We start from the raw sequence: 25,636 nt of genomic DNA on the forward strand, positions 1-25,636 counted from the left end.
TCACTTGGCGGCAGCGGCAGGAACGTCCTCGCCGAGCAGCTTGCCGTCCGAGGTCTCGAACTGCTTCTTGAACTCCACGATCGCGTCGGCGATGGCCGTGAGGGTGTCGTCGGACATCTTGCCGCCCTCGCGGATGGAGGTCATGAGGCCCTGCTCCTTGCGGTGCAGGTACTCCAGCAGCTCCTTCTCGAAGCGGCGGATGTCGGCGACCGGAACCTCGTCCATCTTGCCGGTGGTGCCGGCCCAGACGGAGACGACCTGGTCCTCGGTGGACATGGGCTGGTACTGGTCCTGCTTCAGCAGCTCGACCATGCGCTGACCGCGCTCCAGCTGGGACTTCGAGGCGGCGTCCAGGTCGGAACCGAAGGCGGCGAACGCCTCCAGCTCACGGAACTGGGCGAGGTCCACGCGGAGACGGCCGGAGACCTGCTTCATCGCCTTGTGCTGCGCGGAACCACCGACTCGGGAGACGGAGATACCGACGTTCAGCGCGGGGCGCTGACCGGCGTTGAACAGGTCCGACTCCAGGAAGCACTGGCCGTCGGTGATGGAGATGACGTTGGTCGGGATGAACGCCGAGACGTCGTTGGCCTTGGTCTCGACGATCGGCAGACCGGTCATCGAACCGGCACCCATGTCGTCGGAGAGCTTGGCGCAGCGCTCCAGCAGACGGGAGTGCAGGTAGAAGACGTCACCCGGGTAGGCCTCGCGGCCCGGCGGGCGGCGCAGCAGCAGCGACACGGCGCGGTAGGCGTCGGCCTGCTTCGACAGGTCGTCGAAGATGATGAGGACGTGCTTGCCCTCGTACATCCACTGCTGACCGATGGCCGAACCGGTGTACGGCGCAAGGTACTTGAAGCCGGCCGGGTCCGACGCCGGGGCGGCGACGATGGTCGTGTACTCCAGGGCGCCGTTCTCCTCCAGCGCGCGGCGCACGCCGGCGATGGTGGAGCCCTTCTGGCCGATGGCGACGTAGATGCAGCGGACCTGCTTCTTCGGGTCGCCCGAGCGCCAGTTGTCGCGCTGGTTGATGATCGTGTCGACGGCCAGGGCGGTCTTGCCCGTCTGGCGGTCACCGATGATCAGCTGACGCTGACCACGGCCGATCGGGGTCATCGCGTCGACGGCCTTGTAGCCGGTCTCCATCGGCTCGTGCACCGACTTGCGCTGCATGACCGTGGGGGCCTGCAGCTCGAGGGCGCGGCGGCCGGACGTCTCGATCTCGCCGAGGCCGTCGATCGGGTTGCCGAGCGGGTCGACGACGCGGCCGAGGTAGCCCTCGCCGACCGCGACGGAGAGGACCTCACCGGTGCGCTGCACCGGCTGACCCTCCTCGATGCCGCTGAACTCACCGAGGACGATGGCACCGATCTCGCGCTCTTCCAGGTTCAGCGCGAGGCCGAGGGTGCCGTCCTCGAACTTCAGCAGTTCGTTGGCCATGGCCGAGGGGAGGCCCTCGACCTTCGCGATGCCGTCGCCGGCAAGGGTGACCGTACCGACCTCCTCGCGCGAGGCCGCGTCCGGCTTGTACGACTGGACAAAGTTCTCCAGCGCGTCCCGGATCTCCTCCGGCCGGATCGTGAGCTCCGCCATCTGGGTTCCCTGCTCTCCTTGTTGGGCCCGAAGTTTCACTTGGGGGGGATGGGGACTCCCCCCTGAAAGAGGTGAATCCTCTGCACGGCCCAACCAGGGCCGTAATTACGTACTGCTTTTCTCGACGAGTCGAGATGTCGAGTTGCTGCTAGCTCGCCATGCGGCGGGCGGCGTCGTCCAGCCGGTCCGCGATCGAGCCGTTGATGACCTCGTCACCGACCTGCACCCGGATACCGCCGACGACCTCGGGGTCGACGTCGAGGTTGAGGTGCATCCGACGCCCGTAGAGCTTGGTCAGAGCAGCGCCGAGGCGCTCCTTCTGCCCGTCGCTCAGCGGCACCGCCGAGGTGACGACGGCGACCATGCGGTTCCGGCGCTCCGCGGCGAGCTTGGACAGGGACTCCAGTCCCGCTTCCAGGCTACGTCCACGCGGCGCGGTCACGAGGCGCGTCACCAGACGCTCGGTGGCCGGCTTGGCCCGCCCGCCGAGGAGCCGGTGCAGCAGCTCGGTCTTGGCCGAGGCGCCGGCGGCACGGTCGGTGAGCGCGGCGCGCAGCTCGGTGCTGGAGGAGACGATCCGGCCGAACCGGAACAGCTCGTCCTCGACGTCGTCGAGGGTGTCCGTCTTCTCCGCGGCCGTGAGGTCGGCGATGCTCGCCAGGTCCTCCAGCGCGTCCACCACGTCACGGGGCTGCGACCAGCGGGACCGGGCCATTCCGGCCACCAGGTCGGCGGTGGCGCCGCTGACCTGGCCACCGATCAGACGCTGGACCAGCGTCGCCTTCGCCTCTCCGGCCTGCGCCGGGTCGGTGAGGACCCGGCGCAGGCCGGCCTCGCGGTCGAGCAGCGCGGTGACGGCCGCCAGCTCGTCGGCGAGCTGCGCGGCGTCCACGGACGTGGAGTCCGTCAGCGCGTCGAGACGCTCCCGTGCGGCTGCCAGGGCCTCGCGGCTCGCTCCGTTCATCGCGTGGCCTCGGCCTTCTCCTCGAGCTCGTCGAGGAAGCGGTCGATCACACGGCTCTGGCGGGCGTGGTCCTCGAGGGACTCGCCGACGAGCTTGCCGGCCAGGTCGGTGGCGAGCTTGCCGACGTCCTGACGCAGCGCGCCCGCGGCGGCCTTGCGGTCGGCGTCGATCTGGGCGTGACCTGCGGCGACGATCTCCTCGCGCTGCCGCTGGCCCTCGGCCCGCATCTCGGCGATGAGCGCGGCACCCTGCTCCTGCGCCTCCTGGCGCAGGCGCGCGGCCTCGTGCCGGGCCTCGGCGAGCTGGGCCTTGTACTGCTCAAGGACGCTCTGGGCCTCGACCTTCATGGCGTCGGCCTCTTCGATGCCGCCTTCGATCGCCGCGCGACGCTCCTCCAGAACCTTGTTGATGTTCGGAAGCAGCTTCTTCCAGAAGAAGAAGAACACGATGGCGAAGGCGATGGTGCCGACGAGCAGCTCGGGACCGGCCGGGATAAGCGGGTTCTGCTTCTCCTCGGCCGCCAGCTGCACCAGGTTGGCGATCACATCAGTGCCTTTCGTCGAAACGTGTGCGGTAAGTAGGAATTACTGACCGAACACGAACGGCATAACGATGCCGATGAGGGCGAGCGCCTCACAGAACGCGAAGCCGAGGATCTGGTTGGCACGGATCAGACCGGCAGCCTCGGGCTGACGGGCCAGAGCCTGGGTGCCGTTACCGAAGATGATGCCGACGCCGACGCCGGGGCCGATGGCCGCGAGGCCGTAGCCGATCGAACCGAGGGAGCCGGTGACGCCTTCGGCGGCAAGGGTCTGGAGAGCGGACATGCCGGTTCTTCCTTCTCTTTCATGGACCGGTGGGGGTTGGCCACCGGACGTCTGGTGGTACGGGGCGGGTGGTTCGGGTCAGTGGTGCTCGGCGAGAGCGCCCTGAATGTAGGAGCAGGCGAGGAGCACGAAGACGTACGCCTGGACGGCCTGCACGAAAAGCTCGAAGCAGATCATGGCCATGGTCATCACGAAGGAGACACCGGCGGCCGGGATCATCCAGCTGTTCAGGAGGTACCAGGAGGCGACGGTGAACATCACCAGCATCAGGTGACCGGCGAACATGTTGGCGAACAGTCGCACCGCGTGGGTGAAGGGCCGCACGAACAGGTTCGAGAGGAACTCGATGACCATGACCAGCGGAAGGACCGGGCCCAGCGACTTGTCATAGCCCGTGACGTTCTTGAAGAAGCCGACGAAGCCGTGTCGCTTGAAGGTCAGTCCGACCCACAGCACCCACACGAGCAGGGCGAGTACGAGCGGGAAGGCGAAGACCGAGGAGACCGGGAACTGGGCCAGCGGGATCACGGACCAGATGTTCATGATCCAGATGAAGAAGAAGAGGGAGACCATGAGTGGCGCCCACTTCTCGCCCTCGCGCTTGCCGAGGGTCTCGTACACGATGCCGCGGCGCACGAAGTCGTAGCCGGCCTCGCCGATCATCTGCAGCTTGCCCGGGACGACCTTGGCGTTGCCGAAGGCGGCCCAGAAGAAGGCGACGACGAGCACGGTGGTGATGAGCGCGAGCAGCATCACCTTGTTGAACTCGAAGCCCCCGACCGTGGCGAGCGGCTTGAACAGGAACGAGTGCAGGCCCGGAGCCGGGAAGCCACACCCGTTGTCGGACATGATCCGACAACTCCAGTCGAAGGCGAGCTGGGTCTGGTCAGCACTCACCGCGGGCTCCTTCGGCGTGACGCATAGGTACGGCAACCTCGTTGTGTCGGCGCGGCACACGGCCGCGGATCGGCACCGGACTGGTGTTACGGATGTGGGGGCGGCTGGGGGGCATCGAGCCTCGCGTTCGAGCAGGCGTCAGCTCAGATGCCCGCGCCCGCGATGCCGCAGTTGGCACCGGACGATAGCAGGAGATCTCACAAGCCTTTATCCCGCCCCTACCCCTCACGGCTTCGGCCCTGTCTTCTCGGGCTTCTCACTCTTCGCGGAGTCCGGGTCGACGTAGAAAATCTTGGCCTTCATGTGGGCGCGCGCCTGCGCGGCCATCCACACGACGGTCGCGACGACCAGCGACACGGCGAACGTCTTCGCGTTGAAGAGGGAGGTGTCCTTGAAAACAGCGACAAAGATCAGGAGGAGCAGCAGCTGGGCCACGTAGAGCATGAGTCCCATGGCCTGGAACAGCTGCGGGAGCGTTTTTGCCGTCCACTGCAGCACGTACAGGCCGATTCCCATGAACAGGATGGCCAGCACCGTGCCGACCGCCGCACCGAGCGCACCCTTGCCCCCCGCGACCGCGGCGCTCACGGCGACGGTGATCGCGCCTGCAGCCGCTGTGGGCACAGCGGTCTGCAAGAGGTTCCGGGCGTCATTGGACGGCATGGCGGCAACTCCGCTTTCACAGGGGGCAGGTGTCGTCATGGACGAGCGTAGTCCCGGCTTGAGTGGTCAGACCTCACGCCTTCGGACCGTCGCACTCGGGTCCTTCGGCTCTATCCGGGGTTCTCGTGAACCGTATCACAAACTATTTGATGAGGTCTTTACCTGGATGGTGTGCTGGCTGTCACACATGAGAGTGACGGTGCACGTCTGCGCAGAAACCGAGCCCAGTTGTCTGGTATTAGGGCGGTTTGCTCCCCCACGACTTGGCAATGCTCTAGTCAGATTCTTACCTTGGCCGTCAGCGCGACGTTTGAACTCCACCCGCTCGCGCAATGCACTGCGCCCCCAGGAAGCCTCGAACAGGCATCCCAGGGGCACTGAGAGCGCGGCTCACGCCACGGTCGTACGACGCTGCGTCAGCAGGTGACGACCTTGTCGTAGTCGACCCACGGCTGCATGGAAGTGAGCAGCGCCGACTTGCCGGCCTTCACCGGCGTACAAGGCGAGTCGTAGCCGTACTTGAAGACGCCCTTGAGCTTCTTCGTGCTGGTGCAGTTGTTCGTGACCTTGAAGGCCTTGTAGCCCTCGTCCTGATGCGTCCGCTTGACGTCGACACAACTGGGCACGGCCCCCCGAGCGACGGCCCCGGACACCGAAGCCGTCTGCGGTACAGCAACGGCCTCCGAACCCATGAGGCCCAGCGAACCACTCAGGGCGACTACGGCAACGCCCACTGCGGCCAGTTTGCGCATGAAAATACCTCCACTCACGTATGAGCAGGGACGACCCGTCGTGGTCAGCGACGGTCGATTCCCCCGTTTGGCATGCACATTCCTAACACAGGAGGTAGCCGGAGAACCACTGAGTGCTTATGCCCCGTGGGTAATCGGGGTCTCAAAAGCCACTTGTCCCTCGATCAAGCAGGCATACGTACAGGGAACCGATCGCCAGAGTGCCTGGTGGCAGGCGCATCCCTCGTCGCTCGACCTGGCCATGCGGGGGCTTTCACACCTTTTCGGTCAGATCCAACCGCTGCCGTTGTCCCGTCCGACGGACACCCGCGTCCTCAGCCGCGACTCCGGCCACGGCGATGGTCCAGAAACTGCGATCGAGCGCCGATCGCGGTCGCCCCGTTGACGCCCGAGACCCCGGCGGTGACAGGGGCGCGCTGCCCCGCCCCGGAAGCGACCTGCTCTCCCGGCTCCGCCGCCGTCTCCCCCGCCGAGACCCCCGCCGCCGTCTCGTCCGGCAGCGCCTCGTCCGACGGCCGGCGTCGCCTGCGGTAGCGCGGTGGCACGAAGCGCTGGGCCCACACCGGCACGCGCGGGGTGAAGCGGGGCAGGAGAAGCAGGACCAGGCCGACCGCGCTCAGGAAGACCACGCTCAGGACGATCCACATCGAGGCCGAGTTGACCGAGTACGCCAGCGCGCCGAAGGCGATCAGGGCCGACCAGAAGTACATGATCAGCACCGCCCGGCTGTGCGAGTGGCCGATCTCCAGCAGGCGGTGGTGCAGATGGCCGCGGTCGGCGGCGAACGGCGACTGGCCGCGCCAGGTGCGGCGGACGATCGCCAGCACCAGGTCGGCGGCCGGAACGGCGATGATCGTCAGGGGCAGCAGCAGCGGGATGTAGACCGGGACCGTCTGGTGGACCGCCGCCTTCTCGGAGCCCGCGTACAGGTTCAGCGCGTCCGGGTCGAGCTGGCCGGTGATCGAGATCGCGCCGGCCGCCAGCACCAGGCCGATCAGCATCGAGCCGGAGTCGCCCATGAAGATCCGCGCGGGATGCATGTTGTGCGGCAGGAAGCCCAGGCACATGCCCATCAGGATCGCCGCGAACAGCGTGGCGGGGGCGGCGGCCTCGATGCCGTACGACACCCAGACGCGGTAGGCGTAGAGGAAGAACGCGGCCGCCGCGATGCACACCATGCCGGCCGCGAGGCCGTCCAGGCCGTCCACGAAGTTCACGGCGTTGATGGTGATGACGACCAGGGCGACGGTCAGCAGCGTGCCCTGCCACTGGGTCAGTGCCACGTTGCCGACGCCGGGGATGGGCAGCCACAGGATCGTCAGACCCTGCATGACCATCACGCCCGCGGCGATCATCTGGCCGCCCAGCTTGATCAGGGCGTCGATCTCGAACTTGTCGTCCAGGACGCCGATCAGCCAGATCAGGGCGGCTCCGGAGAGCAGCGCCCGCGGCTCGTTCGACTTGGCGAAGACCTCGTTGAGGTTGGCGAGGTGGTCCGCGACCAGCAGCCCCGCGCACAGCCCGAAGAACATGGCGATACCGCCGAGGCGCGGAGTGGGTTCCCGGTGCACGTCACGGGCCCGGATCTCCGGCATCGCCCCGGCCACGATCGCGAACTTCCGTACCGGCCCTGTCAGCAGGTACGTCACCGCGGCCGTGATGCAGAGCGTCAGCAGGTATTCACGCACGGGCTTCCCCACAGGTCTCGCTGGCCATCACAGCCCCACACCCTAGCGAGGGACGCATGTGGATGAGGACTTCCGGGTGGCGACGATGGTTGCATGCACGGCTGTGTACACCGGCCCACCACGATCGGCCGGTGCCCGCCGCGGAACGCACACCCCGGTGTACGGGACCGCGTCCACCCCCGCTCAGCCGGGATACGGCGGAAACTGAGCGGTGAGCGCGCGCACCTCCTCCCGTGCCCCCGCCGGCTCCGTCTCCCCCCGCAGCACGGCCGCCAGCAGCGCCGCGATCCGCACCATCTCCGGCTCCCCCATGCCCTGCGTGGTCACCGCGGCCGTGCCCAGGCGCAGCCCGCGGCCGTCGCCGTGCGGCAGCGCGCAGCAGTCCAGCACCAGACCGGCCGCGAGGAGCCGGCCGCGTGCGGTGCGGCCGTCCACGCCGAGCGGGGCCGGGTCCGCGGTGATCAGGTGGGTGTCCGTGCCCCCGGTGGTGACGACCAGGCCCTCCGCGGCCAGATGACCGGCCAGCACCCGGGCGTTGGCGACCACCTGATGGGCGTACACGGTGAACGCCGGCGTCGCCGCCTCGCCGAACGCGACGGCCTTGGCGGCGATGGTGTGCATCTGGGCGCCGCCCTGGGTGAAGGGGAAGACGGCCCGGTCGACCCGCTGAGCCAGGTCGGCACCGCACAGGATCATCCCGCCACGCGGGCCGCGCAGGACCTTGTGGGTGGTCGCGCAGACGATGTCCGCGTACGGCACCGGGTTCGGTGCCACTCCCCCGGCGACCAGCCCGATCGGATGCGCCGCGTCGGCGATCAGATAGGCGCCGACCTCGTCGGCGACCTCGCGGAAGAAGGCGTAGTCGATATGGCGGGGGTAGGCGATGGAGCCGCACACGATCGCCTTCGGGCGGTGGTTGCGGGCGAGGTGACGTACCTGGTCGTGATCGATGAGCCCGGTCTCCGCGTCCACGCCGTATCCCACGAAGTCGAACCAGCGGCCGGAGAAGTTCGCCGGCGAACCGTGGGTGAGATGGCCGCCGTAGGGCAGGCCGAGGGCGAGGACGGTGTCGCCGGGGCGCAGCAGGGCCGCGTAGGCGGCCAGGACGGCCGAGGAGCCGGAGTGCGGCTGGACGTTGGCGTGCTCGGCGCCGAAGAGGTCCCTGGCCCGGTCGATGGCGGCGCGTTCGGCTACGTCCACGAGTTCGCAGCCGCCGTGGTGCCGGGCGCCCGGATAGCCCTCGGCGTACTTGTTGGCGAGCGGCGAGCCGAGTGCCGTCAGCACGGCCGGCGAGCAGAAGTTCTCGGCGGCGATCAGCTGCAGTGTCGTGGACTGCCGGGCCAGCTCCCCGAACAGGATCTCGGCCATCGCCGGATCCTGCCGCCGCAGGACATCGGTCTCGTGGGCAGTGGTGACCGACATGACGGGCTCCGGGCGGTCGACGGTGACGTATCCCCAATGTAGGCCCGGGCCACGGCGGAAGCGCGACGTTCGCGCCTCTTTTGTACCGGTTCGTGTCGGCTCAGGCCCGTGCGGGTACGCCCGTCAACGCCGTCACCACCGGATCCAGGGCGTCCCTTATCTCGTCCCCGATCGACCGGAAGAACGTCAGGGGAGCCCCGTACGGGTCGTACACCTCGTCCGCCTCCGCCGTCGGCGCCAGCAGCCAGCCGCGCAGCGCCGCCGCCGCACGGACCAGAGCCCGGGCACGCAGGACCACGCCGTCCTCAAGGGGCGGCAGGGTGGCCGGGTCTATGGCGCGGACCAGGCGGGTGAACTCCTTCAGGGTGAAGGTGCGCAGGCCCGCCGAATGGCCCATCGAGATGACCTGGGCGCGGTGGTCGCGGGTGGCGGTCAGGACCAGGTCGGCCATGATCACGTGCTCGTCCAGCAGCTCCCGGCCCACGAAACCCGTGGCGTCCGCGCCGAAGTCGCCCAGCACGGTCTCCGCGTTGCTCTCCATGGGCGCGCCCTCGTGGCCCCAGGTGCCCGCGCTCTCCACGATCAGCCCGCCGCCGAGTACGCCGAGCCGCTCCGCGACGAAGTGGCGGGTCAGCCGCTCGGTGATGGGCGAGCGGCACACGTTGCCGGTACTGACGTGGAGGATGCGGAAGGTGTCGCGGGGGAACCCGAACGTCGTCGTCTCCTCCGCGCTGTATACCCCGCGGCCTATGCCACGCCCCGCTTCAGGGGCCGTCAATTCGCCACCTCGAGGTCGGGTACGACCTTGCGCAGCTCGTCCGGGGAGATGGCGCCCTCGCGCAGCAGCAGCGGCACCTCACGGGAGACGTCCACGATGGACGACGGCACGTTGCCCGGGGTGGGGCCGCCGTCGAGGTAGACGGAGACGGAGTCGCCGAGCATCTGCTGGGCGGCGTCGCAGTCCTCCGGCGCCGGGTGGCCGGTGAGGTTCGCGGAGGACACGGCCATGGGGCCGACCTCGGTGAGCAGTTCGATGGCGACCGGGTGCAGCGGCATGCGCACGGCCACCGTGCCGCGGGTGTCGCCGAGGTCCCACTGCAGGGACGGCTGGTGCTTGGCGACGAGCGTCAGGGCACCCGGCCAGAACGCGTCGACCAGCTCCCAGGCCAGCTCGGAGAAGTCCGTGACGAGGCCGTGCAGGGTGTTCGGGGAGCCGATGAGGACGGGCGTGGGCATGTTGCGGCCCCGGCCCTTGGCGGCGAGCAGGTCGGCGACCGCCTCCGAGGAGAACGCGTCGGCGCCGATGCCGTACACGGTGTCGGTCGGCAGCACCACCAGCTCGCCCCGGCGGACGGCGGACGCGGCCTCACGCAGACCCGTCACACGGTCGGTCGCGTCGTTGGTGTCGTATCGCCGTGCCATAACTAGCTGGCCTCCTCGTACACGTACTGCGGGATGGAAGTCTGCGCGGTGCTCACGGCAGCGCCTTGCGGGCGGTCGCGAACCGGGGGCGGTTGTTGAGGTCCGGGTGGTCGGCCGCGTCGGCCCAGCCCCGCTCCTCGGTGAAGATCCACGGCACCTGGCCGCCCTGGGTGTCGGCGTGCTCGATCACGACGACGCCGCCGGGGCGCAGCAGCCGGTGCGCGGTGCGTTCTATGCCCCGGATGAGGTCCAGGCCGTCCTCGCCGGAGAACAGCGCCATCTCCGGGTCGTAGTCGCGGGCCTCCGGGGCGACGTACTCCCACTCGGTGAGCGGGATGTACGGCGGGTTGGAGATGACCAGGTCGACCTGGCCGTCGAGGTCCGGGAAGGCAGTGAGGGCGTCACCCTGGCGCAGGTCGACCCGCGACCCGGCCACGTTCTTGCGCGTCCACACCAGGGCGTCCTCCGACAGCTCCACGGCGTGCACACGGGAGCGCGGGACCTCCTGGGCGAGGGCGAGCGCGATGGCGCCGGAGCCGGAGCACAGGTCGACGATGCAGGGCTCGACGACGTCCATGGCACGCACCGCGTCTATGGCCCAGCCGACCACGGACTCGGTCTCCGGCCGGGGCACGAAGACGCCGGGGCCGACCTGGAGCTCCAGGTAGCGGAAGTAGGCCCGCCCGGTGATGTGCTGCAGCGGCTCGCGCTGCTCACGCCGGGCGATGACCTCCCAGTACCGGGCATCGAAGTCGGCGTCCTTCACGGAGTGCAGTTGACTGCGCTTCACGCCGTGCACGAACGCGGCCAGCTCCTCCGCGTCGGTGCGCGGCGAGGGCACGCCGGCGTCGGCCAGCCGCTGGGTGGCCTGCGCCACCTCCGCGAGCAGCAGGTTCACGCGAGTCCTCCGTGTCGTACTCGTGCGTGCGTACGGGTCTTACGCGGCGGCGAGCTTCGCCGCCGAGTCGGCGTCGACGCAGGCCTGGATCATCGCGTCGAGGTCGCCGTCCAGGACCTGGTCCAGGTTGTACGCCTTGAAGCCGACCCGGTGGTCCGAGATGCGGTTCTCGGGGAAGTTGTAGGTGCGGATCTTCTCGGAGCGGTCGACGGTACGGACCTGGCTGCGGCGGGCGTCGGCGGCCTCCCGCTCGGCCTCCTCCTGCGCCGCGGCGAGCAGCCTGGAGCGCAGGATACGCAGCGCCTGCTCCTTGTTCTGCAGCTGGCTCTTCTCGTTCTGGCAGGAGGCGACGACCCCGGTCGGCAGGTGCGTGATGCGCACGGCGGAGTCGGTGGTGTTGACGGACTGACCGCCCGGGCCGGAGGACCGGTAGACGTCGATGCGGAGGTCGTTCGGGTTGATCTCCACGTCCACCTCCTCGGCTTCCGGGGTGACGAGGACACCGGCGGCGGAGGTGTGGATGCGGCCCTGCGACTCGGTCGCGGGCACCCGCTGCACGCGGTGCACACCGCCCTCGTACTTCAGCCGGGCCCACACGCCCTGGCCGGGCTCGATCTGCCCGCGGGCCTTCACCGCGACCTGGACGTCCTTGTAGCCGCCCAGCTCCGACTCGGTGGCGTCGATGATCTCGGTCTTCCAGCCGATGCGCTCCGCGTAGCGCAGGTACATGCGCAGCAGGTCACCGGCGAACAGCGCCGACTCGTCGCCGCCCGCGCCCGCCTTGATCTCCAGAATGACGTCCTTGTCGTCACTCGGGTCGCGCGGGACGAGCAGGAGGCGCAGCTTCTCGGTCAGCTCCTCGCGCTGCTGCTCCAGATCCTTGACCTCGGCCGCGAAGTCGGGGTCGTCGGCGGCGAACTCGCGCGCCGTCTCGATGTCGTCGCCGGTCTGCTTCCAGGAGCGGTAGGTGGCGACGATCGGGGTCAGCTCGGCGTAGCGCTTGTTGAGCTTGCGCGCGTTCGCCTGGTCGGCGTGAACCGACGGGTCGGCGAGCTTCTTCTCCAGGTCGGCGTGCTCGGCGACGAGTTCCTCGACGGCCTCGAACATCTTTCGGCTCCTGTACTGCGATGAAGGGAAGGACGGGCGACCAAAAACGCCGGTCCCGGGCACACCCCCGGGAAGGGCGTGGCCGTGGACCGGCGAAATGGGGCTCGCTACTTCTTGGAGCCGGCAGCCTTGCCGAAGCGGGCCTCGAAGCGGGCCACACGGCCACCGGTGTCGAGGATCTTCTGCTTACCCGTGTAGAACGGGTGGCACTCGGAGCAGACCTCGGCCCGGATGGTGCCGGACTCGATGGTGCTACGGGTGGTGAACGACGCGCCACAGGTGCAGCTGACCTGCGTCTCGACGTACTCGGGGTGGATGTCGCGCTTCAAGGTGTCTCCTAGTTTCGGGAGGGCGCCGGGTCGCAGCCGCACGGTGCGGGAGCGTGAACCGGAGCCGACGTACCAGTCTGCCAGGACTGGGGCCATCCACCCAAACCGGGGGTGCGGTTGTTCTATTCCTGGGGGTGAGGCGTCAGCTCACGACGCCCTTGGCCTCGCCGGTGGCCGTTCCCTCGGTGGCCGATGCCGGGACCGGTGCGTCGTTCTTCAGGGCGTCCCAGACCGCTTGCGCCTTCTTCTTGTCCAGCAGGACGCGGTTGGGGTTGGCCGGGTCGTACTGGACGGGCATCGTCACCATCTTCATGTGGGACGAGCCGATGCCCTTGAGCCCGCCGGCGAAGTCCATCAGCGAGTCGACCGACCCGAGGTCGGAGTCGGTGGTGACGGCCTTGGTCGCGGTGTCGGCCAGGTCGTACAGCCTCTTCGGGTTCGTGAACACGCCGACGTGCTTGACCTGGTCGATCAGCGCCTTGATGAAGGCCTGCTGGAGCTGGATACGGCCCAGGTCGGAGCCGTCGCCCACGCCGTGCCGGGTCCGGACCAGGCCGAGGGCCTGCCCGCCGTTCAGGGTGTGCGGGCCGGCCTTGAGGTCCAGGTGGCTCTGCGGGTCCTTGATGTCCTTGGTCGTGGTGACGTGGACGCCGCCGAGGTCGTCGATGAGCTTCTGGAAGCCCTCGAAGTCGACCTCCAGGTAGTGGTCCATGCGGATGCCGGTGATCGACTCGACGGTCTTCACCGCGCAGGCCGCGCCGCCGGTGCCGTAGGCCTCGTTGAACATCACGCCGGACGCCGCGTCGTGCGTCGTGCCCTTGGTGTCGGTGCACCGGGGGCGGTCGACGAGGGTGTCCCGCGGGATCGAGACCACGGTGGCCTTCTTGTGGCCCTCGTACACGTGGACGATCATCGCCGTGTCGGAACGGGCGCTGCCGTCGTCCGTGCCACCGCCGAGCTTCTTGTTCTTGCCGGCGCGGGTGTCCGAGCCGAGGACCAGGATGTTCTCCGAACCGTTGTCGATCTTCGAGGGCCGGTCGCTGCCGAGGGCCTGGTTGATGTCTACGCTGCGGAGGTTGCCGTTGAGCTTGAAGTACACGTATCCGGCGCCGGCTCCGCCCAGCACGACCACGCCGGCGGCCGTCCAGGCCGTCGCACGCAGGGCCTTGCTTCCCGTGGTGCGGGCCTTGCGCCGACGGCCCTTGCCCCGGGTGAGCGTCCCCCCGCGCGAGCGGATTCTGTCGCCGGGGAGGGGTCCAGTCGTGCCGGGCTCGGTTATCGCGGGCTCCGGCGTGCTCTCGGCAGCCACATCGCTCCTAGGTCTCGACGGTCGGTTACCCCCTGCGGTCAGGGTGAGGCGCGGTTGTCACCGCTCCATCGTCGCTCCGCCTGGTCAGACGGAGAAACTCGGGAAAGGGTTGCACAACGCAGCGTGCCCACCGCGTACAGCGATGGGCACAGCACGTAGTCACTCGCTACCGGTGGACGGCGTTCACCTGCGGGTTCAGCCCCAGAGGTCGTAGGCCTGGAAACCGGTGCCCACCGAGACCCTTGTGGCAAAGATCTCGCTTGTGGCCTTTGCGGTGCCCTTGTACAGGTAGAGGGTGCCGCCGGAGGTACGGGCCAGGAAGTCGGCCTTGCCGTCGCCGCTCACGTCGCCGACCGCGTCGAAGGCGTTGTATCCGGTCCAGGCGCTGCGCACCTTGATCCGCGTGGCGAACGCGCCGGTCCCGGACTTGCCGGTGCCCTTGTACAGGTACAGGTCGCCGGTGCTCGACTTGCGGGCGAGCAGGTCGGCCTTGCCGTCACCGGTGAAGTCGCCGTGCCCGCGCACCATGTTGTACTGGTTCCACCCCGTGCCGACCTGCACGCGCGAGCCGAAGGTGCCGTTGCCCTTGCCGGGATAGATCCACAGCGTGCCGCCGGAGTCCACGGACAGCACGTCGGGCAGGTAGTCGCCGGTGACGTCGCCGGGGGTGACGATCCGGGTACGGGTCTTCCAGCCGGAGAAGAGCTTGGTGTCGCTCCAGGAGCCGCCGGTACGGGCACTGTTGAGCACGAAGTGCTCCCAGTACACGTCCCCGCTGGAGCTGACCCGGTAGATCAGGTCCTGGTAGCCGTCGCGGTTCAGGTCGGTCTGGAGGACGAGGTTCACTCCGCTCCAGTCGCCCCAGGAGGCCCGGGCCCCGAACGAGGTGCCGCTCGAGTCCTTCTCGTAGCCGGTCTTCGTGGAGGAGGCCCGCACGAACAGGTCGGCCTTGCCGTCCGGCTTGTTGTTGAAGAGGCTCAGGTTGGTGTCGTCGATCTGGGCATAGGCCGAACTGACGTAGAAGCCGACCTTGGTGAAGACGCTGTAGTAGCCCTTCGCCACGCAGTCCTGGACGCCGAAGGAGACCACTCCGGCGATCCGGCCGCCCACCACGAGCGGACCACCGGAGTCGCCGTTGCACGCCGCGCTGGTACCGGTGTCGCTGCCGCTCTGCGTGCCCGCGCAGACCATCCGGCCCGCGATGTAGGCCGAGTCGTAGACGCCGGAGCAGGTGCCGTCCGAGTGCAGGGCCAGCGTGGTCGACCTCAGCGTCGGCGATATGTCGTCGCTGGTGGAGCTGGTACGGCCCCAGCCGTAGACCTTGGCGCTGGTGCCGGCGGTGTAGGAGGCGGTGTCACCGGAGGTGACCATGCGGATCGGCGTGGCCTTGACCGGGACGGCCAGGGTGAGCAGGCCGAGGTCGTCCTGGTTCCGCCCCGTCTCCCTGTCGACCGGGTCGTAGCCCGGTTGCCACCACTGCCGCAGCACGGCCGTGGCCTGGCCGCCGTGCAGGTCCGTGGCGCCGGTGGAGTCGGTGGTGGGCAGCTGGGCGGTACCCGTGACGACGGTGCCGTGGGCCCGCCAGTCGTAGTCCTTGTTGTCGTTCCTGACGCAGTGGGCGGCGGTGAGGACCTTCGTCGGCGAGACGACCGAGCCACCGCAGAAGAAGCTCACGTCGTCGCTGGTGTCCTCGGTGTTCCTGTCGTCGTGGTACCAGAGCTGGGCCATCCAGGGCGCCGAGGAGATGGTGGTGTCGGTGCCACCGATGATCTTCGGCGAGACGGCGGATCCGCTGCTGCTGCTGGTGGCGGCGGCCGACCGGTCGGTGCGCAGGGCACCCGCGATCCGCTTCTCCAGGGTGGCCTGGGAGGGCTGGCTGACGACAGGGGTCGCACTCGCCTTGGGCAGCACGGTGGCCGCACCGGCGGAGGTCGTCAGCAGGGCGGCGGTGACGGCGGCGGCGACACCGGCCGCGGCGAGGGGCAGGCCGACGCGCATGCGGCGTCTGTGCCGCCCGGGCAGGGGCATGAGCAAGGGAGAACCCCCAGGGGTGGGTGAAAGGGAAGGGGCGCGTGGTGCGTCCCACTCCCCTCAGCGCCAAAAGGCCACCCCCCGTCACTCATCGACAGGGGGTGGCCCGAACACCCTGGGGGCGGGTCCGGATCAGTCGTCGGATCCGCCGGGTGGACGCGACCGGCCGCGGGCTGTCCGCGGCCGGCCGGCGACAGTCGGTTCCGCGGCGCTCAGTCGCCGTTGCCCGGAGCCGGGGTCGTCTTCTGGATCTGCATCAGGAACTCGACGTTCGACTTGGTCTGCTTCATCTTGTCGAGGAGCAGCTCGATGGCCTGCTGCTGGTCCAGCGCGTGCAGGACACGGCGCAGCTTCCAGACGACGGCCAGCTCCTCGTTGCCGAGCAGGATCTCTTCCTTACGGGTACCGGACGCGTCGACGTCCACCGCCGGGAAGATGCGCTTGTCGGCGAGCTTCCGGTCGAGCTTGAGCTCCATGTTGCCGGTGCCCTTGAACTCCTCGAAGATCACCTCGTCCATGCGGGACCCGGTGTCCACCAGGGCGGTGGCGAGGATGGTCAGCGAGCCGCCGTCCTCGATGTTGCGGGCCGCGCCGAAGAACCGCTTCGGCGGGTACAGCGCGGTCGAGTCGACACCACCGGACAGGATGCGGCCGGAGGCCGGCGCGGCCAGGTTGTAGGCACGGCCCAGACGCGTGATCGAGTCGAGCAGCACGACCACGTCGTGACCCAGCTCGACCAGGCGCTTGGCCCGCTCGATGGCCAGCTCGGCGACGGTCGTGTGGTCCTCGGCCGGGCGGTCGAAGGTCGAGGAGATGACCTCGCCCTTGACCGACCGCTGCATGTCGGTGACCTCTTCCGGACGCTCGTCGACGAGGACGACCATCAGGTGGCACTCGGGGTTGTTGTGCGTGATCGCGTTGGCGATCGCCTGCATGATCATGGTCTTGCCGGTCTTCGGCGGGGCCACGATCAGACCGCGCTGGCCCTTACCGATGGGGGAGACCAGGTCGATGATGCGGGTGGTGAGGACACCGGGGTCCGTCTCCAGGCGCAGGCGGTCCTGCGGGTAGAGCGGGGTCAGCTTGTTGAACTCCGGGCGGCCACGGCCGTGTTCGGGGGCCATGCCGTTGACGGAGTCGAGGCGGACGAGCGCGTTGAACTTCTCACGGCGCTCACCCTCCTTCGGCTGACGGACCGCACCGGTGACGTGGTCACCCTTGCGCAGGCCGTTCTTGCGGACCTGGGCGAGGGAGACGTACACGTCGTTCGGGCCGGGCAGGTAGCCGGAGGTCCGGATGAAGGCGTAGTTGTCGAGGATGTCCAGGATGCCCGCGACCGGGATCAGGACGTCGTCCTCGGCGAGCTGCGGCTCGGCGATGTCGTCGCGGCCACGACGGCCACGGCGGTCGCGGTAGCGGCCACGACGGCCGCGGCGGCCGCCCTCGAAGTCGTCGTCGTCCTGGCGGCTGTCCTGGCGGTCCTGCCGGCCGCCGCCCTGCGGCTGGCCCTGCTGCTGACGGTCCTGACGGCCGCCCTGGCCCTGCTGGTCGTCGCCCTTGCCGCGGCGGTCACGGTCCCGTCCGCGCTCACGGCGGTCGCGGCGGCCACGGCCCTCGCCGTCACCTGCGTCACCCTTGGCCTCGCCCTGCTGCTGCGCGGGCGTCTCGGCCTTCGGCTCGCTCTTGGCCTCGGCGGCGACCGTCTCGGCGCTGCCCGCGGCGGGGCTGCCCGCATCGGCGGTGGCACGACGGCGACGGCGCTCGGTCGGGGCGTCGTCGGCGGGAGCACCGCCCTGCTCGAGCGAACCCGAGGCCTTGGGGGACGGCTGGCCGGGGATCTCGATCTGCTGCTGGGCCACGGCCTTCTCGGCAGGAGCCTCGGACTTGGCCTCCGCCTTCTTCTCGGCGTCCTCGCCGGTGCGGGCCTTCGAGGTGGCCCGGCGCTTCGGCTTGCTCTCGGTGGCGGTCTCGGCCTTGGGGGCGGCACCCCCGGCGGCCTGCGCCTCCTTGATGACCTCGATCAGCTGGCTCTTGCGCATCCGCGCGGTGCCCCTGATGCCGAGGCCCGAGGCGACCTGCTGCAGCTCGGCCAGCACCATGCCCTCGAGGCCGGTACCGCGGCGCCGCCGGGAGCCGGCACCGGTGGCAGGCGCGGAGGCGTCCGTGGAGGGCGCGGCAGCGGTCTCCTCGACACGTGCGCCCATCAGATCGGTGGTGTCGCTCACGAAGGGTCCTTCCCTGGAGCGGACGTCGGCCTGTCTGGCTCGGCGACCGGTTGTGCTGTCCGGCTACGGTCCTGTCTTCTGCGAACCGTGCCGGGGCGGTGGTCCGCCAAAGCGGCGGAAGAAATGTGCGGTGATGGCGCTTCCGCGAGTCGTGGCACCCAGTGTCACGTGGCGTGGTAGCACCGATTCCGAAGCGTGCCCGGCGGCCCGCTCAGTGTCCGCATGCGACGTACTGCCCAGGTACGGCGCAGGGAACACGGAGTGGCGCGGGAGGCTCCCGGAAGAATGTCTGTCCCGGACGGGGACACGAGGCACCTCGCCATGGTGGGGTCGGGTGCAGACTTGAGGTTAACACTACCGGATCCAACAAACATTCCCCCTCTCCAAATCCGGCAACCGTGTGTCAGGTCGCAAGCGGCAGCACGCTCGCTCCCTGTGCGTCCAGGCTCAGCCGGTTGGCGGCCCAGTCGGCGCCGGCCAGGGCCTCGACCTTGTCGGCGGTGCCGGCGTCGGCGAGTGCCATGACGGTGGGCCCGGCACCCGAGATGACGGCCGGGATGCCGTCGGCGCGCAGCCGCTCCACCAGCGCGGCGCTCTCCGGCATGGCCGGCGCGCGGTACTCCTGGTGGAGGCGGTCCTCGGTGGCGGGCAGCAGCAGCTCGGGGCGCCTGGTCAGGGCCTCGACGAGCAGGGCGGCACGGCCCGCGTTGGCGGCGGCGTCGACATGCGGCACGGTGCGCGGGAGCAGCCCGCGCGCGGTCTCGGTCAGGACCGGCTTTCCGGGTACGAAAACCACCGGAACGATGGAATCGTTCGGCTCCATCCTGATGGCCCGGGCGGTGCCGGCCTCCATCCAGGAGAGCGTGAAGCCGCCGAGCAGACAGGCGGCCACGTTGTCCGGGTGGCCCTCGATCTCGGTGGCCAGTTCCAGCAGGGCGTCGTCGTCCAGACGGGCCTCGCCGCCTATGGTCACCGCGCGGGCGGCGACGATGCCGGCGCAGATGGCGGCGGAGGAGGAGCCGAGGCCGCGGCCGTGCGGGATGCGGTTGGCGCAGACGATCTCCAGGCCGCGCGGCTGCCCGCCCAGCAGGTCGAAGGCGGTGCGCAGGGAGCGGACGAGGAGGTGGCTCTCGTCACGCGGGAGGGTCTCGCTGCCCTCGCCCGCGATGTCGATGTGCAGCCCGGAGTCGGCCACCCGGACGACGACGTCGTCGTACAGCCCCAGCGCGAGGCCCAGGGCGTCGAAGCCCGGACCGAGGTTGGCGCTGGTGGCGGGGACGCGCACCCGGACGGCGGCGGCGCGGAAGGCGGGACCGGCCATCGCTCGAAGACTCTCCTTGAGCTGCGTGACGGTCGAATGACGCTCGAGGGATTCGATGGTCATTCGGTGGACTGCCGATGACTGACGTGCGAAGACCCTGCGGGCCGCGGACACGGCGCGGCGCCGCGCCACATGCGGGGGCATATGCGGCAGGCGGGTTCAGTACAGCCTATCGAAGGAAGGTTCTGTGGCGACATAGGGCGCACGGGAGGCGCACGATGCGTGTCGTAAGCCCCCCGTGCACCCTGTCAGGGACTTCCCGGACCCGGGGCGCGGAGCCTCGGGTCCGGGGCGCTCAGCCGAGGCCCAGGCGCTCGGCCGCGGTGGCCGCGTCGACCGGGACGGTGACCGGCTGCGGGGCGCCGGCGACGGCCCAGTCGGGGTCCTTCAGGCCGTTGCCGGTGACCGTGCACACGATGCGCTGACCGGGGTCGACCTTGCCCTGCTCGGCGGCCTTGAGCAGACCGGCCACGGAGGCGGCGGAGGCGGGCTCCACGAAGACGCCCTCCTGCGCGGCCAACAGGCGGTAGGCGCGCAGGATTTCACGGTCCGTCACCTCGTCGATGGCACCGCCGGACTCGTCCCGCGCGGCCAGCGCGTACTGCCAGGAGGCGGGGTTGCCGATGCGGATGGCGGTGGCGATGGTCGACGGGTCCTTCACGACCTCGCCGCGCACGATCGGGGCGCTGCCGGAGGCCTGGAACCCCCACATGCGGGGCGTCCTCGAGGAGATCCCGTCGGCGGCGTACTCCTTGTAGCCCCTCCAGTAGGCGGTGATGTTGCCCGCGTTGCCGACCGGGAGGACATGGATGTCGGGCGCGTCGCCGAGCATGTCCACGATCTCGAAGGCGGCCGTCTTCTGGCCCTCGATGCGCACCGGGTTGACCGAATTCACCAGCGCCACGGGGTAGTTCTCGCTCAGTTCCCGCGCGAGGGTGAGGCAGTCGTCGAAGTTGCCGTCCACCTGGAGGATCTTCGCGCCGTGCACGAGGGCCTGGCCCATCTTGCCGAGGGCGATCTTGCCCTGCGGCACGAGCACGGCGGAGACCATGCCGGCGCGCACCGCGTACGCGGCCGCACTGGCGGAGGTGTTGCCGGTGGACGCACAGATGACCGCCTTGGCCCCCTCCTCCTTGGCCTTGCTGATGGCCATGGTCATGCCGCGGTCCTTGAAGGACCCCGTGGGGTTGGCCCCCTCCACCTTCAGGTGGACCTCGCAGCCCGTGCGCTCGGAGAGCACCTGCGCGGGCACGAGGGGCGTGCCGCCCTCGCGGAGCGTCACGACCGGCGTGGTGCCGGACACCGGCAGCCTGTCCCGGTACTCCTCGATGATTCCGCGCCACTGGTGGGTCATTGCTGGTTACTCTCCTTCAACCCGCATGATGCTGGCGACACCCCGCACGGTGTCGAGCTTGCGCAGCGCCTCGACGGTCCCGGTGAGGGACGCGTCGGACGCGCGGTGGGTGACGACGACGAGGGAGGCCTCGCCGTCCCCGTCTGGACGTCCTTGCTGCCGGACGGTGTCGATGGACACCCCGTGCTCGGCGAAGACGGTCGCGACCTGGGCGAGCACACCCGGCTTGTCCGCGACGTCGAGGCTGATGTGGTAGCGCGTGACGACCTCGCCCATCGGGGAGACGGTCAGGTCGGCGTAGGCCGATTCACCGGGCCCCGTGGCCCCGCCCCGCCGGTTGCGGCAGACGGCGACGAGGTCGCCGAGCACGGCGGAGGCGGTCGGGGAACCACCGGCGCCGGGGCCGTAGAACATGAGCTGCCCGGCCGCGTCGCTCTCCACGAAGACGGCGTTGTACGCGCCGCGCACGGAGGCGAGCGGGTGGGTCAGCGGAATCATGGCGGGGTGCACGCGCGCGGTGACGGACGCACCGTCTTCGGACCGCTCGCAGATGGCGAGCAGCTTGATGGTGCAGCCCATCTCCCTGGCCGAGCGGAAGTCCGCGGCGGTGACCTCGGTCATGCCCTCGCGGTAGACGTCGTCGAGCCGCACGCGCGTGTGGAAGGCGATGCCGGCGAGGATGGCGGCCTTGGCGGCGGCGTCGAACCCTTCGACGTCGGCGGTCGGATCGGCTTCCGCGTAGCCGAGCGCGGTGGCCTCGTCGAGGGCCTCCTGGTACCCGGCGCCCGTGGAGTCCATCTTGTCGAGGATGAAGTTGGTCGTCCCGTTGACGATGCCGAGCACCCGGTTGACCTTGTCCCCGGCGAGGGACTCGCGCAGCGGCCGGATCAGCGGGATGGCGCCGGCGACGGCGGCCTCGTAGTAGAGGTCCTTGCCGTGCTGCTGGGCGGCGGCGTGCAGGGCGGCCCCGTCCTGGGCGAGCAGGGCCTTGTTGGCCGAGACGACGGAGGCGCCGTGCTCGAAGGCGGTGGTGATGAGGGACCGGGCGGGCTCGATCCCGCCGATGACCTCGACGACCACGTCGATGTCGCCGCGTTTGACGAGGGCGGTGGCATCGGTGGTGACGAGCGCGGGGTCGATGCCCTCGCGCACCTTGCCCGGACGCCGCACCGCGACCCCCGCGAGCTCGACGGGGGCCCCGATCCTGGCGGCGAGGTCGTCGGCGTGCGTCGTCATGATGCGCGCCACCTCTGAGCCGACCACTCCACAGCCCAGCAGCGCCACCTTCAGCGGACGCGTACGCATCATCCGACCTCGTTTCCTCTTACCGTCTACGGTTGGACCAGTCTCACTCACCGGACGGGAGTTTCTACCCTTCGTCCGGATCGTGAGACATCTATTTCATTTGTACGGACACGTGGGACCGGAGATCTTCCGCCCACGGCTTCTGACGTGCGCGTCCGTCGTTCTCGTCACCCGACGTCGAGACGCAGGAGGTCCTCCTCCGTCTCACGCCGGACGATCACCCGGGCGGCACCGTCCTGCACGGCGACGACGGGCGGCCGCATCACGTGGTTGTAGTTGCTGGCCATGGACCGGCAGTAAGCGCCGGTGGCCGGCACGGCGATCAGGTCACCCGGTGCCAGATCCGCCGGCAGGAACGCGTCCTTGACCACGATGTCCCCGCTCTCGCAGTGCTTGCCGACGACCCGGGTGAGCATCGGCGCGGCGTCGCTCGTCCGGGACACCAGGGCGACGCTGTACTCGGCGTCGTACAACGCGGTCCGGATGTTGTCGGACATACCGCCGTCGACGGAGACGTACGTCCGCAGCCCGTCCAGCGGCTTGACCGTGCCGACCTCGTACAGCGTGAACGCGGTGGGGCCGACGATGGCCCGCCCGGGCTCGACGGAGATCCGCGGCGTCTGCAGCCGGGCGGCCTCGCACTCCCGGCCGACGATCTCGCTGAGCGCCTTGGCGATCTCGTGCGGCTCACGAGGATCGTCGTCGCTGGTGTAGGCGATGCCGAGCCCGCCCCCGAGATCGATCTCGGGCAGCTCCACCCCGTGCTCGTCCCGGATGTCCTTCAGCAGCCCGACGACACGGTGGGCGGCGACCTCGAACCCGGACATGTCGAAGATCTGCGACCCGATGTGCGAGTGGATCCCGATCAGCTCCAGCCCGTCGAGCTGCAGCGCCCGCCGCACGGCTTCGGCGGCCTGCCCGCCGGCGAGCGGAATCCCGAACTTCTGGTCCTCGTGCGCGGTGGCGATGAACTCGTGCGTGTGCGCCTCGACGCCGACGGTGATCCGGATCTGCACCTTCTGCCGCACACCGAGGGACTGCGCGACATGGGCGACCCGCACGATCTCCTGGAAGGAGTCGAGCACGATCCGCCCGACACCGGCCTCGATGGCCCGGGTGATCTCACCGACGGACTTGTTGTTGCCGTGGAACGCGATGCGCTCGGCGGGCATCCCCGCGGACAGCGCGGTGGCCAGCTCCCCGCCGGAACACACATCCAGATTGAGCCCCTCCTCCTTCAGCCACCGCACGACGGCCCGGGACAGGAAGGCCTTCCCGGCGTAGAACACGTCGGCGTCCGGCCCGAACGCGGTGCGCCAGGCCCGCGCCCGCGCCCGGAAGTCGGCCTCGTCGAGGATGTAGGCAGGCGTCCCGAACTCCTCCGCGAGCCGGGTCGCGGTGATCCCGCCGACGGTGAGGACACCGTCGTCGTCCCGGCTGACGGTCTGGGCCCACACCTTGGGGTCGAGGGCGTTGAGGTCGGTGGGCGGCGCGGAGTAGTGCCCCTCGGGCAGGACATCGGCGTGGCGGGGCCCGGCGGGATGGGCGGAACGGCTCATGACGTGACTCTCAGACTCTCTGTCTTCTCTCCGGGACGCATCTGCTCTCGGGCGTCTCAGAGGTGTTCGGGTGCGTCGATGCCGAGCAGGGACAGGCCGCCGGCCAGCACCGTCCCGGCAGCTTCGGCAAGCGCCAGCCGGGCCCGGTGGGCGGCCGAGGGTTTCTCCTCGCCACAGGGCAGCACGCAGGGCAGAAAGGGCAGCACGGCATCAGCAACGGTGACGAGATGCCGGGCAAGCCGGTCCGGGGCACGGTGGGTGGCGGCCGCGGCGAGGATGCGGGGGTGGTCGGCTAGGGGGGTGAGGAGGGGGTGGGGGGTGAGGGGGTGGGGGGTGGGCTGGGCGTGGGCGGTGCGGTGGGAGGTGGGGGTGGGCTGGGCGTGGGCGGTGGCCCTGTGGGGGATGAGGTTGGGGTGGGGGGTGGCGTTGGTGTGGGAGACGTCTTCCACGTACGGGGCGGCGCCCGAGCGGAGGTGGGGGGCCGCGACGGGGGCCGCGACGGCACGGGGTTCGACGGGAGCGGGCTCGAGGAGGCCGGGCTCGATGAGAGCTGGCTCGGCGCGACCGGGCTCGGCGCGACCGGGCTCGACGGGAGCTGGCTCGACGCGACCGGGCTCGGCGAGAGTTGGCGCGACGGGGCCGGGCTCGGCGGCGAAGCCCAGGCGGGCGGCGTTGCGGCTGAGGGAACGGATGCGGGCGTGGGCGTACCGCACCCGGAACAGCGGATTGCTCTCCCGCTGCACGAGATGATCGGCGGTGATCCGGGGCCGGTCGTGCGGGGCGGGATGCAGCAGCGCCCACTGCGCGGCGTCGGCCCCGAGCAGAGCGGGATCCTCCGGGGCGGGTACGGGCCTCAGATTGACGGGTTCACCGTGCTCGACGGTGGCGCGCCCGCCCTGCGTCCCCACGATCCGTACGACGGCGTCGGCAACGACCTCGGCCCGCACCTCGTACGGCACCCGCAGCGCGACGACCTGCCCGGCGAGGGAGTCCCCGTGTCCGTACCGGGAACCCTGCGCACGGATCTCCCGCACCAGCCCGGTGACGGGGTCGGCGTGCTCGTCGAGGCTGATGTTGAGGAACCCGGGCCCGGTGACGACGACGTCCCGGACGCCGAGGGCGCCTGCAAGCCGGTCCCGCAGAATTTCGGCGACCCGCAGCGGCGGCTTCCCGGCCGGCCGGGCGAGCTGCAACGCGATGGTGGTGGCGAAGTCCCCGCACCCCCCGGGCCCCGGCTCGGTCACCACGGCCCGCTCGGGCACGGCGACATCCAGCTCTCCGTCATCGACAGCACGGCGCACCGCATGCAGCACGGTGCGGGAGAGCTCGGCGGGGGTCACGGGACAAGCCTAGGCGAGGAGGGGGGTGGGTACGCGAGGCGGTTATGGGTGGGGGTCTGGGGCGGTTACGGGTGGGGGCGTGAGGGCGGTGGCGCGGAGGGGGCGCCGGGTGGCGAGGAGCGATGGGGTGGCGCCGAGTGCCAGGTAGCGCCGGGTGCCGAGGGGCGCCAGGTGGCAGGGGGCGCCAGGTGCCGAGGGGCGCCGGGTGCCAGGTGGCGCCGAAGGGCGAGGGGGCGCCAGGTGATGGGGTGCCCGGTGGCGCCGGCGACCTGCAGCGTCCGAGGCACACGTCTGCGCGGACCGCCGAGGATGGCTGGGGTTGGCGGGCGTAGGTTGCCCGCCATGGGTTACCGGGCGTGGACTGCCGGGCATGAGTGCCGGTTCCGCCCCCGAGGGACGCCCGACTTGATCCACCATCGATGCCCCGGCACCACAGGCTCGGCGCCGCAGGACCGGCCCCTGACGGACATCCCGACATCCCTGCTCCCCGGCACAAGCAGAGCCGCGCTTCACCACGGAAGCCAGGGCCCTGCTCATCACCATCTGTCACCCAAAACACGGCAGTCGCCACTCCCACGGCAGTCACCGCGCCGATGCGGCCGTCAGGCGTCAGGCGTCAGGCGTCAGGCG

General features: G+C 70.0%; 22 protein-coding genes. All 22 read right to left on the reverse strand.

Going from position 1 to position 25,636, the window contains the following annotated elements:
- Window positions 1-1,593: a F0F1 ATP synthase subunit alpha gene (gene atpA, locus ACZ4SF_RS05230; RefSeq protein WP_468378504.1), complete on the reverse strand. Its 1,593-nt coding sequence runs from the start codon at window positions 1,591-1,593 to the stop codon at window positions 1-3.
- Between the two features lie 148 nt (window positions 1,594-1,741).
- A complete protein-coding gene (locus tag ACZ4SF_RS05235) occupies window positions 1,742-2,557 on the reverse strand; it encodes a F0F1 ATP synthase subunit delta (RefSeq protein WP_468378506.1) in 816 nt (271 codons plus the stop codon).
- Window positions 2,554-3,102: a F0F1 ATP synthase subunit B gene (locus ACZ4SF_RS05240; RefSeq protein ID WP_468378509.1), complete on the reverse strand. Its 549-nt coding sequence runs from the start codon at window positions 3,100-3,102 to the stop codon at window positions 2,554-2,556. The genes ACZ4SF_RS05235 and ACZ4SF_RS05240 overlap by 4 nt, the downstream gene beginning before the upstream one ends.
- Window positions 3,103-3,141: 39 nt before the next feature.
- Window positions 3,142-3,384: an ATP synthase subunit c family protein gene (locus ACZ4SF_RS05245; protein ID WP_468378511.1), complete on the reverse strand. Its 243-nt coding sequence runs from the start codon at window positions 3,382-3,384 to the stop codon at window positions 3,142-3,144.
- 78 nt (window positions 3,385-3,462) lie between these two features.
- On the reverse strand, window positions 3,463-4,233 hold the full coding sequence (atpB, locus tag ACZ4SF_RS05250; protein WP_468380351.1) for a F0F1 ATP synthase subunit A: 771 nt from the start codon (window positions 4,231-4,233) through the stop codon (window positions 3,463-3,465).
- 273 nt (window positions 4,234-4,506) lie between these two features.
- Window positions 4,507-4,944: a hypothetical protein gene (locus tag ACZ4SF_RS05255; RefSeq protein WP_468380354.1), complete on the reverse strand. Its 438-nt coding sequence runs from the start codon at window positions 4,942-4,944 to the stop codon at window positions 4,507-4,509.
- A gap of 416 nt (window positions 4,945-5,360) precedes the next feature.
- Window positions 5,361-5,696, reverse strand: a complete 336-nt coding sequence (locus ACZ4SF_RS05260; RefSeq protein WP_468378513.1) for a hypothetical protein — start codon at window positions 5,694-5,696, stop codon at window positions 5,361-5,363.
- 314 nt (window positions 5,697-6,010) lie between these two features.
- Window positions 6,011-7,384: an MraY family glycosyltransferase gene (locus ACZ4SF_RS05265; RefSeq protein ID WP_468378515.1), complete on the reverse strand. Its 1,374-nt coding sequence runs from the start codon at window positions 7,382-7,384 to the stop codon at window positions 6,011-6,013.
- A gap of 183 nt (window positions 7,385-7,567) precedes the next feature.
- Window positions 7,568-8,806, reverse strand: coding sequence for a serine hydroxymethyltransferase (locus tag ACZ4SF_RS05270; RefSeq protein WP_468378517.1), 1,239 nt, complete (start codon window positions 8,804-8,806; stop codon window positions 7,568-7,570).
- Window positions 8,807-8,906: 100 nt separating this feature from the next.
- Window positions 8,907-9,584 (reverse strand): arsenate reductase/protein-tyrosine-phosphatase family protein, encoded by a 678-nt coding sequence (locus tag ACZ4SF_RS05275; protein WP_468378519.1) that lies wholly within the window; start codon window positions 9,582-9,584, stop codon window positions 8,907-8,909.
- A complete protein-coding gene (locus ACZ4SF_RS05280) occupies window positions 9,581-10,228 on the reverse strand; it encodes an L-threonylcarbamoyladenylate synthase (RefSeq protein ID WP_201841391.1) in 648 nt (215 codons plus the stop codon). Before ACZ4SF_RS05280 ends, ACZ4SF_RS05275 begins: the two co-directional genes overlap by 4 nt.
- Before the next feature lie 52 nt (window positions 10,229-10,280).
- On the reverse strand, window positions 10,281-11,126 hold the full coding sequence (gene prmC, locus ACZ4SF_RS05285) for a peptide chain release factor N(5)-glutamine methyltransferase (RefSeq protein WP_468378522.1): 846 nt from the start codon (window positions 11,124-11,126) through the stop codon (window positions 10,281-10,283).
- 39 nt (window positions 11,127-11,165) lie between these two features.
- Window positions 11,166-12,233 (reverse strand): peptide chain release factor 1, encoded by a 1,068-nt coding sequence (prfA, locus tag ACZ4SF_RS05290; protein WP_468378524.1) that lies wholly within the window; start codon window positions 12,231-12,233, stop codon window positions 11,166-11,168.
- A gap of 107 nt (window positions 12,234-12,340) precedes the next feature.
- Window positions 12,341-12,562, reverse strand: coding sequence for a 50S ribosomal protein L31 (gene rpmE, locus ACZ4SF_RS05295; RefSeq protein ID WP_015657814.1), 222 nt, complete (start codon window positions 12,560-12,562; stop codon window positions 12,341-12,343).
- 142 nt (window positions 12,563-12,704) lie between these two features.
- The gene (locus tag ACZ4SF_RS05300; RefSeq protein ID WP_468378528.1) at window positions 12,705-13,871 is read right to left on the reverse strand and encodes an LCP family protein; all 1,167 of its coding nucleotides are present in this window, start codon (window positions 13,869-13,871) and stop codon (window positions 12,705-12,707) included.
- Window positions 13,872-14,066: 195 nt separating this feature from the next.
- On the reverse strand, window positions 14,067-15,869 hold the full coding sequence (locus ACZ4SF_RS05305) for a trypsin-like serine protease (RefSeq protein ID WP_468378531.1): 1,803 nt from the start codon (window positions 15,867-15,869) through the stop codon (window positions 14,067-14,069).
- A 245-nt stretch (window positions 15,870-16,114) separates the two neighbouring features.
- Window positions 16,115-18,127 (reverse strand): transcription termination factor Rho, encoded by a 2,013-nt coding sequence (rho, locus tag ACZ4SF_RS05310; RefSeq protein WP_468378534.1) that lies wholly within the window; start codon window positions 18,125-18,127, stop codon window positions 16,115-16,117.
- Window positions 18,128-18,530: 403 nt separating this feature from the next.
- Window positions 18,531-19,448 carry a homoserine kinase gene (gene thrB, locus ACZ4SF_RS05315; RefSeq protein WP_468378536.1) on the reverse strand — a complete coding sequence of 306 codons (918 nt, stop codon included), beginning with the start codon at window positions 19,446-19,448 and terminating at the stop codon, window positions 18,531-18,533.
- A gap of 295 nt (window positions 19,449-19,743) precedes the next feature.
- Entirely contained in the window at window positions 19,744-20,802 is a 1,059-nt protein-coding gene (gene thrC / locus ACZ4SF_RS05320; RefSeq protein ID WP_468378539.1) for a threonine synthase, read from the reverse strand.
- A 6-nt stretch (window positions 20,803-20,808) separates the two neighbouring features.
- Window positions 20,809-22,107: a homoserine dehydrogenase gene (locus ACZ4SF_RS05325; RefSeq protein WP_468380357.1), complete on the reverse strand. Its 1,299-nt coding sequence runs from the start codon at window positions 22,105-22,107 to the stop codon at window positions 20,809-20,811.
- A gap of 167 nt (window positions 22,108-22,274) precedes the next feature.
- On the reverse strand, window positions 22,275-23,666 hold the full coding sequence (gene lysA / locus ACZ4SF_RS05330) for a diaminopimelate decarboxylase (protein ID WP_468378541.1): 1,392 nt from the start codon (window positions 23,664-23,666) through the stop codon (window positions 22,275-22,277).
- 56 nt (window positions 23,667-23,722) lie between these two features.
- Complete coding sequence (nrtL, locus tag ACZ4SF_RS05335; protein ID WP_468378544.1) at window positions 23,723-25,006, reverse strand: ArgS-related anticodon-binding protein NrtL; 1,284 nt, start codon at window positions 25,004-25,006, stop codon at window positions 23,723-23,725.
- Between the last annotated feature and the right edge of the window lie 630 nt (window positions 25,007-25,636).

This window comes from Streptomyces sp. NPDC027663 (assembly GCF_055566415.1).

Bases quoted from the DNA above. Each gene is read 5' to 3' on its own strand.
- ACZ4SF_RS05255 (WP_468380354.1), bottom strand. From the start codon at position 4,944: ATGCCGTCCAATGACGCCCGGAACCTCTTGCAGACCGCTGTGCCCACA.
- ACZ4SF_RS05260 (WP_468378513.1), bottom strand. From the start codon at position 5,696: ATGCGCAAACTGGCCGCAGTGGGCGTTGCCGTAGTCGCCCTGAGTGGT.
- ACZ4SF_RS05305 (WP_468378531.1), bottom strand. From the start codon at position 15,869: ATGCGCGTCGGCCTGCCCCTCGCCGCGGCCGGTGTCGCCGCCGCCGTC.
- atpB (WP_468380351.1), bottom strand. From the start codon at position 4,233: ATGTCCGACAACGGGTGTGGCTTCCCGGCTCCGGGCCTGCACTCGTTC.
- ACZ4SF_RS05245 (WP_468378511.1), bottom strand. From the start codon at position 3,384: ATGTCCGCTCTCCAGACCCTTGCCGCCGAAGGCGTCACCGGCTCCCTC.
- atpA (WP_468378504.1), bottom strand. From the start codon at position 1,593: ATGGCGGAGCTCACGATCCGGCCGGAGGAGATCCGGGACGCGCTGGAG.
- lysA (WP_468378541.1), bottom strand. From the start codon at position 23,666: ATGAGCCGTTCCGCCCATCCCGCCGGGCCCCGCCACGCCGATGTCCTG.
- ACZ4SF_RS05280 (WP_201841391.1), bottom strand. From the start codon at position 10,228: ATGGCACGGCGATACGACACCAACGACGCGACCGACCGTGTGACGGGT.
- thrC (WP_468378539.1), bottom strand. From the start codon at position 20,802: ATGACCCACCAGTGGCGCGGAATCATCGAGGAGTACCGGGACAGGCTG.
- prfA (WP_468378524.1), bottom strand. From the start codon at position 12,233: ATGTTCGAGGCCGTCGAGGAACTCGTCGCCGAGCACGCCGACCTGGAG.
- ACZ4SF_RS05325 (WP_468380357.1), bottom strand. From the start codon at position 22,107: ATGCGTACGCGTCCGCTGAAGGTGGCGCTGCTGGGCTGTGGAGTGGTC.
- ACZ4SF_RS05270 (WP_468378517.1), bottom strand. From the start codon at position 8,806: ATGTCGGTCACCACTGCCCACGAGACCGATGTCCTGCGGCGGCAGGAT.
- thrB (WP_468378536.1), bottom strand. From the start codon at position 19,448: ATGGCCGGTCCCGCCTTCCGCGCCGCCGCCGTCCGGGTGCGCGTCCCC.
- ACZ4SF_RS05235 (WP_468378506.1), bottom strand. From the start codon at position 2,557: ATGAACGGAGCGAGCCGCGAGGCCCTGGCAGCCGCACGGGAGCGTCTC.